Source organism: Burkholderia sp. AU33545 (assembly GCF_020419685.1).
Taxonomy (GTDB): Bacteria; Pseudomonadota; Gammaproteobacteria; order Burkholderiales; family Burkholderiaceae; genus Burkholderia; species Burkholderia diffusa.
In genome coordinates this window covers 873,650-881,962 of the sequence record NZ_JAIZRQ010000003.1, presented here as the reverse complement: position 1 = coordinate 881,962, position 8,313 = coordinate 873,650, and the positions used below count along the sequence as shown (strand labels likewise).

Here is an 8,313-nt window from a genome sequence, read left to right as displayed (position 1 = left end):
CCACGATCAATGCGCTCACCGGCACGGGCACGGTTGCGCTGGGTGGCCGCACGCTGACGCTCGCCAACGCGGCTGGCACCTTCAGTGGTGCCATTGGCGGCACCGGCGGGCTCACCGTTGCGGGCGGAACACAAACGCTGTCGGGCGTGAACACGTACACCGGGGCGACGATGGTCAACGCGGGCACGTTCGCCTTGTCGGGTGCCGGCCGGCTTGCATCTTCCACGTCGGTCACGCTCGCCAGCGCAACTGCCGCGCTTGATCTGTCCGCCGGCGGCAGTCAGCAGGTCGCGCATCTCTCCGGCGTAGCAGGCAGCCGGGTGGTATTGGGCGGCAATGCGCTCACGCTGTCCGACGACTCGTCGCAAACATTCAGCGGCAGCCTCAGCGGCACCGGCGGTTTGGTCAAACAAGGCGCGGGCACGCTGACGCTGAATGGTGCCAGCAGCGCGTTCTTCGGGACGACGACGGTGGCAGGCGGCACGTTGGCCGTGGGCGACGCGGCTAATGCCGGTGCGGTGCTGGGTGGCAACGTCCAGGTGAACTCGCTTGGCACGTTGCGCGGCCATGGCACGGTATCGGGGGACGTCAGCAGCAACGGCGTGGTCGCGCCAGGTGGCTCCATCGGAACGCTGTCCGTGGGCGGGAACTATACCCAGGGAGCGGGCGGCACCCTCTCGATCGAGGTCAGCCCGACGGAGGCATCGCAACTACGCGTAGGCGGTGCCGCGACGCTCGGCGGCTCATTGGCCATTCTGTTCGATCCCGGCACCTATACCGCCCGCCGCTACACCGTGCTGAGCGCGGCCAACGGCGTGACGGGCCGCTTCGCGAACGTCGGCACCACCACCGCCGGCGCGAATCTCGGCGCGTTGCAGTCATCGCTGGACTACGGTGCCAACGGGGTCGACTTGCAGCTCGCCGAAGCCACCGGGCCCGGCACGCCGGCCAGCCCGACTGTCATCGCACCAACCAAGACCTCTATCTACACGGCCCTGGGCACGACAGCATTGCTTCAGGCGCAGGGCGCCAGTTCGACGCTGCTCGGCCGTCTGACGGGCCCGCAGATTAACGAGGCGGGTTCCAGCAACGTGTGGGCCGTTGCCAGCGGTTCCAGCACCAAGGTGGGCGGAACGGGCGGCGCGCCCGGCTTCCTTACCCACGCCTACGGCTTCCTGGCGGGCGCGGAAGGGCGGCTCGGCGGTGCCACGGTCGGTGCGGCGGGAGGCTATACGCACACCACGCTGAGTGAAGAAACGACAGGCGCATCGGGTGGCATCGATACGCTGCGCGTCGCCCTGTATGGCGCGCAGCCCATGGGTGCCGTCAACCTGTCGGCCACGCTCGGCTATGGGCTGGATTTCCTTTCGCAGAAGCGGCCATTCGGCAGCCCGGGTACCGCCGAAGGCGATCATCTCGGCCACGAGTTCACCGCCGCCACGCAGGCCAGCCTGCCCATGGACGTTGGCGGCCTCCGGCTTGCGCCGCACATCGGGCTGCGGTATGCCTACGTGCGCGGCAGCGGCTTCGGCGAGAACGGCGCCAACGGCCAGAACCTGCAAGTCGGCCCCGACAGCGCGAGGAGCCTCCAGCCTTACGTGGGTGTCTCGCTCGATAAGACCTTCGGCGATGCCGTGCGCCCCGTCAACGTGCAGCTTCGCCTGGCCTATGCGCACGAGGTTCTGGGCGCAGGCCGCGTCGTGCAGGTGCAGAGCCAGGACGGGACCGTGTTCGCCGCGCCGGGCACCGATCTGCCGCGTTCGTTCCTGACTACGGGCGCCAGCGTTACCCTCCAGGCCGCCAAGGCGACCACGGTAGCACTCGGGTTGGATGCGACGATCGACACGAGTCATGTGTCGGCGCAGTCGGCGTATGTGCGGCTCAATCACAAGTTCTAACCGCGTACGCATGGATCCGGCAGTGTGGGTTGCGCTTCGCGCCCGCACTACCGGCCGCTCGATACAGGCGCCACGTACAGCGCAAGCAATTGCGCCTTCCAGTTCATGAACACCTGCACCCGCACCAGCAGGTTCCGCCGGTTCTGGTACACCAGCGATACCGGCATCAAATCGGCCAGGCAGCTTGCATTCCACGCCCGACGTGTTTCACGCCACGTCAACAACGTATCCAGATCCTCGTCGTCTCTCAGTGGCCGATGCGCATTGAAGTCGCTGCGCGGCGGCTTCGCGAAGCGTGCGTTATAAGCGGCCATGAAGGAGGGCGCGTAAGCGTTGGCGTCGGCCACCGTGTTGATCCCGCGCAATCGCATCTCCTTGACCAATCGATCCTGCAACGTCAGGTGCACTCGCTCCACGCGCCCCTTGGCCGAACTGCTGTTCGCACAGAACGTGTCGATGTTCAGCTCGTACATCGCCCGCCCGAACGGCGTCACGCGATTGCCAGTCTTGCCCGGTGTCGAAACTCGGAACACGCTGGCCTTGTCGCTGTAGAACGCCCCGGGATTGCCGTGCCGTTCGATGTACGCTCGCGTTGCTTCGAAGTAGCTGAAGGTCGATTCGGTCTGTGTGAAGTGCAGCATCATCAGTCGACTCGTCGCGTCATCCACATACACCAGCAGCGTGCAGGCCGGCGCCCGTTCCTCGAACCATCGATGATCGCTGCCGTCGATCTGGATCAGTTCACCGAGGCACGCCCGGCGCGCTCGCGGCTGGTAGACCTTCGGCGGTCGTTGCCGGCGCGGAATCCAGAGCCCGGCGTCGGTCATCAGCTTCCTGAGCGTTTCCTTCGACAACTGCAATCCATGGCATTCCCAGAGCTTCTCGCAGGCTAGCGTCGGCCCAAAATCGGCGTAGCGCTCCCGAACCAGGCTCAAGGCACGATGCGCCAAATCCTCGGACAGTTGATGGTTGCTCGCATGGCCACGACGCTGCGAAATCAGCCCGACCGGGCCAGCAGCGCGATATCGGGCGACCAGCCGCTCAATCTGCCGTCGACTGATCCCAAGCCGCTCCGCGGCTCGCCAAGGCATCAGACGCTGCTCGATCACGGCTTCCACGACCTTCAGACGATCCAGCTCCCGCATGCTCATGGTGATCAGTCCAGGTTGGCCCACGATGCGCTCCGGCAGTTCGAACCGCTGCCAGCATGCGTCGAAACCCTCGAACTACGACATTACAACTTTGCTCTTACACCAGGTATATCGATAATTCACGTTATGTAAAATCATAACTCGTGCGTAAGACGAGATGCGTCGGCCGTTGGCTTACTCGATCTCGTATTCACCATGCCCCTGGCATCGCTCGCCCCGGCGGTTTCAGGCCGGCTCCTGCCAAACATCTTCGTATCCTTGATTGTCGATGATGAAATGCGTGCCCGGAGGTAGCGCGAGATACTTGATGATAAGCGGCAGCATTTGCTGAAGATGCTCCGTATGTATCGGCTGATAAAAATCGTCGGCGTCTGAATACTCGCCACAGTGAAAGTACCAACTGATATTGTCCCCCGTACCGCGTTCAACTCGCGTGCCGTAGACAGGCATTTGACCCAACGTCGAGGTCGCGAAGGCGACCATGTCCTCCACGGGTTCGCAGCGCAACCTATATCGTTCGCATACTTCGCGCTGCATTTCCGCGATCGCTGCTTCGTGTCGTGATTCCATCTTCCTCTTCCGGATGCGCGTTCAGATACCGAGAATCTTGTTCATTGCTTTCGAAAATGCCGATGCCTTGCCCCCTTGGGATGGCGAGCAACTGGGGCAATGTGGTTGCACCGCGGCAACCGACGATTGCGCGCTGACGTCGTTGGCGCCGGTTCGATAATACTCGACCACAAGTGCATCGATATGGTCCGCAATCATCTTGGGCTTCGTTTGACCGCACTCCGCGCATGGTTTGCCTTGTACAGCCCTCGTTTGCGCCGGGGTTGGTCCACATTTGGAGTTGCGCGAGTATGGCGTCGTGATGCCGGACTTGGGCTTGAACAAGGTCCTATCAGGGATACCCAGGGCGACGATCGGGACCGTATTCCCCTGTCCGTCAATGGTGTTCGCAAGGCCATAGGGGTCGACCCATGAGGCAGGATTCGGCGCGTATTGATAGAGCGATGGACCACCGTCGATCCGGCTGGGATCCTGACTGATGAATTGCCCGATTTCATGGTCAAAATACCGATATCGGTTGTAGCAGAGACCGGTTTCTTCGTCGTAGTACTGCCCCTGAAGCCGAATGGGCTGATCAAGATTGGATCTATCTTTCCCGATATGGCTTGTCCATGTGGCGTAACTCGCTTCCCATGCGACGTCGCCCTGCTCGTCGACCAGACGGACCGGTGCACCATTCGGGTCGTTATGAAAGAAGTAGACTGTGCTGCGCAGATGATAGGACAGCGACCGATCATCTGTGTCCATTTGGGTTGCATAGTCTGGAACCAGCGCTGGCGGTCGCGGGTGTTTTGGTAAAGGCCCGTCTGCCTCGCTTGGATCTTCATGTTGTCGCGCTGTTCGCCCTATCTCGGCGTTGAAGTTCCGATGAACCATCGCGAGTGGGCGAAATGTGTTCGGATAATAGATCCAGTCTCGTACGCCGTGACGAGTTGGCGCGTTGAGCATACCCGGTTGGGCCCTGGTGAGCTGATGCGCGGCTTGCTCGGCTTCTGATGTAATCTGGTCCGCCGTTTCGACATCGAATCGCAATTCGCTTGCGAGCATATCGCCGTCCCAGAAGAATCGATGAACACGTGCGCGACTGACTTTGTGCCGCAGTGTCGATATGATTTTCCTAGTTCGTCGCTGGAAAGCGTCGTATTCGTACCGGACGCGAATACGATAATCGTGACGGCGGTTGCCTTTTCCTGCATGTCGGGTCGCTAACGACTCAGTCAATTGCCCCGCGGCATCCCATCGAAGCTCAACATCCTGTTCCGCATCCTGCTTGTGCGTGAGATTGCCCGCTCTGTCGAACACGTAGAGACTGTCGCCGTGCCGCCCTTCGCGCAGCCATGTGCGTGACGTCGAACTGTTCTGGGTGGTGCCCGTCAGAAAATTTCTCGTCCGCAGCAGATCTCCGGCAGGATCGTACAGAAAACGGCGTACCGTACCCGCAGGATCGATATGCTCAACAATGTTCCCGCCCGAATCGTACTGAAACCGCTCGATGCCGGACCGGGAATCGCGTCGCTCGATCAGATCGCCGTTCGCGTTATATGCGTACTCGATCGCGAACATTTCCCCGGTATCGACAAGGAGCGCTTGCCGGGACAAGCGCCCTCTTGCTTCGTAAGACATCTCACGCCGGAGACCATCGCCCAGGCGCTCGTCGCGGATTTGGCCAAGCGCATCCCGTTGAATGACGATCGGTGCGTGTCCGTCGATCTCGATTCGGACGACGGCATTCAATGCGTCGTAACCGTAAAGAATCGACTGCTCGACAAGCTTGTCACCTGAAACGAGGTGCGTTTTCCGTTCGACGCGATTGCCGGCAGCGTCGTATCGATTGAAAAGCCTGAAGTCGTCGCCCTGCCGTTCTTCGATCAGCCGGCCGTCGGCGTCATAGCTGAACTGGAGGATCGCGGATGGGTTTGATGCGCGGACGAGGTCGCCATGTTCGTTGTAGTGAAAGCAATCCGCATGAAATCCGTTCGGCTGGTCGGGATCGGGAATACGTTTCTCGACGATCCGCCCCACTCTGTCATATCGATAGTGGATTGTCTGACCGAGAGGGTTGACCGAGCGTAGGAGTTCACCTGTCGAGCCGTACTCGTAGAGGCGTGACTGGCCCCAATAGTCGATTTCCTCGACTATTCTTCCTAGCGCATCGCGCTTGATCCGATAGCGCTCTCCTCGCTCGTTGACAACATCGACAAGTTGTCCCTCGGTATCGTAGTAATAGCTGACTTCGGTGCCATCCGGCTGCGTCCGCTTCGCGATCTCACCGAGAGTGGTATAGGTCAGGCATGTCACATTGCCGACCGGATCGCGATACCGAATCAGATTCCCATCCGCGTCGTAGGCGCAGTGAGTTTCTCGTCCGTCAGATTCGATGACTCGCACGAGTCTGCCGCATGGATCTCGTTCGTAACGATTTTCGTGTCCTGTCGCATCGATAGTGCGAACGACGGATCCACGTGCGTCGTGCTCGTATCGCGTAGCGTTGCCGAGCGCATCGATTATTGAAGCGAGATTGCCGTGATGGTCATAACCGAATGCCGTTGCATCGCCGTTCGGACCAGTCCAGGACGTAATGCGGCCATGACTGTCATATTCGTATCTGGATATCGTTTGAGATGGGGCGACGTAAGACCGAAGGCGTCCACGTGAATCCCACACGTAGCGCCACTGACGCCCCCCCGGGGCGGTGACGCACAAGGGCTTATGATTGGCATCATATTCGGCTCGAATAGCCCGGCCGTCCGGCATGAATTGCGCGATCAGATTGCCGTGTACGTCGTATTCCCAACGAGACGTACGGCCTATCTGGTCTGTCTCGATGCTGGTTCGCCCTTGGGCGTCGTAACCGTAGCTGGTTATACCGCCAAGTACGTCGATCTCGGCGATTGGAACGTGGCGCCCGTTCATCTGGATGATGGCGACGTGCCCCATGGAATCGATAATACGTGTTTCGTATCGGTCGAGATCGTATTCAAAGCGATAGTCGAGCACGCCGTCATCGCCCCACGCGCGATCGACGCGCCGTACGCCGTCGCTACCTTGCCGATAGCTGTAGTGGAATGAAACGCCGCGTGCGCTCATCTGCCGGGTAATCCGATTGCCGCCCTCGTAGTCGAAACGGCATGAGTTGCGCATGGCGTCGAGCGCCTTGACCAGATTCAGTTCGCGATCTTGTTCGTACCCTGCGAGCGGATATGCATGCTTGTCGGCATCGATTAGCGTCATCGACGTCGTCAACGTGTTATGCGAGGCGAGACTGGATTCGCATTCGATGTATCGTCCGGTTGGACCGTCGAGATCATGTTCGACGACACGCGAAAGTTGGCCTGACGGCTTGCGATCGAAAAGCCATGCGTGACCGTGTAGATCGCCGATCCAGTCGAGCATCAGCGTGAGCGCGGGCGTGTTGGATAGGCTTCCGACGACCGCGTCCCACGATTGCGGTAACGAGAACCCGTATTCGATGCACTCGCCCGTTCTCAGTACCAGTTGGTTGTCGCGAGAATACAGTGCATAGCCGTATTGCCAATCGTAGGTACGCGTCGACCACCCATCATGCCTGGGAACTTCATCGAAAGCGGTGGCGTGATCGACGAAGTAGATGGCTGCCCCGATGCCGTCGTCGCGCGAAATTAGATTCAACTGAATGTCGGCCGGCGTCCTCCATCCGACGCCAACGATACCGAGGCGCTGTTCACTACTCGCATAACGCCGGTTCCATTCGAGAGGAAGATGTCCGGCGACCTTGAAATCGTGATGCGAGACAATGACTTCGCCTGTCGTGACATCTACGGGCTCCGCGTGCAGCACATTGCACTTGAGAAACCCCGGCTTCAAATTCAGCTTATCCGCCAGCGCCTTCGCCCACTTCGATCCCCGAAACGCCTTGAACAACCCCTTCGCCGCCGCAGCCATGTTCATGATCGGCGGCCCGCCCACCAAAACGGGCCGCCCTGCCGGAATCGGCAACATCACCGAACTGGGCATTGACGGATAAGTCCGATCGGTATGCGCGCTGTTGTGCGGAGGGGGCTCCATTCCGACCGACCAGCAACTCAACGCCTCAAGCGCCATGTAAGACATCGGATCGTTGTTGGCGAGCACCGTCTTGCTGCCCATGAACGATTCCCCGTCGTTCGACGGTTCAACTTTGTCAGGCGGCGCAAACGATTCCCCGAGCGGAAAATGCAACCCTGGAACGTGATATGCATGCGTCCCTGCCGTGGCGCGCATCATCCCGTTCACAAAAATCGGCCTGCCGCTGCTACCGCCCGAGCCGACGTTAGAGCCAAGATCGTCACTGATGCGGTTCTTGATCTTGTTGGCCTCTTTCGCCAGCCTCGTCCCCTCCGCGACAGTGGGGTCATTCTTGAAATCAGGTAGCTTGCCTCCGCCCATCAGTTCATTGACCTGCTGAGTCGCTTCGTCGGCGAGATGTTCGAGCTTCGTCACATCTTCGGGATGATCTTCGATGTATTCGGTCACTTTCTCCTGCACGATCATCATTGCAATGCAGCCGACCACGGCCTTTGCGGCCTGGATGTACTCGCGCTTATCGAGCATGAACCCGACATGAGGATGCGGCAGGAACACGGGTGGTGTACCAGGCGTGACCAGTACCGAATGAACGTCCACGCCAACAACGGGATCGAGATGCTTGACGGCTGGAAGTGCCACGGTGTCGGCCC

At 60.2% G+C, this 8,313-nt stretch carries 3 protein-coding genes and 1 pseudogene; 1 reads left to right on the top strand and 3 read right to left on the bottom strand.

Annotation, left to right across the window (positions count from 1 at the left end; translation table 11 throughout):
• The coding region (locus tag LGM71_RS13880; RefSeq protein ID WP_226115135.1) for an autotransporter domain-containing protein at window positions 1-1,898 on the top strand (1,898 nt) is incomplete at its 5' end.
• A 185-nt stretch (window positions 1,899-2,083) separates the two neighbouring features.
• Here LGM71_RS13880 and LGM71_RS13875 read toward each other — a convergent pair.
• The 3 genes and pseudogenes from LGM71_RS13875 to LGM71_RS13865 form a co-directional block, all read right to left on the bottom strand.
• A pseudogene (locus LGM71_RS13875) lies at window positions 2,084-3,049 on the bottom strand (ISNCY family transposase); the annotation flags it as partial.
• A gap of 225 nt (window positions 3,050-3,274) precedes the next feature.
• Window positions 3,275-3,619, bottom strand: a complete 345-nt coding sequence (locus tag LGM71_RS13870; RefSeq protein ID WP_226115134.1) for a hypothetical protein — start codon at window positions 3,617-3,619, stop codon at window positions 3,275-3,277.
• Between the two features lie 21 nt (window positions 3,620-3,640).
• Window positions 3,641-8,302 (bottom strand): RHS repeat-associated core domain-containing protein, encoded by a 4,662-nt coding sequence (locus tag LGM71_RS13865; protein ID WP_226115133.1) that lies wholly within the window; start codon window positions 8,300-8,302, stop codon window positions 3,641-3,643.
• Window positions 8,303-8,313: the final 11 nt, after the last annotated feature.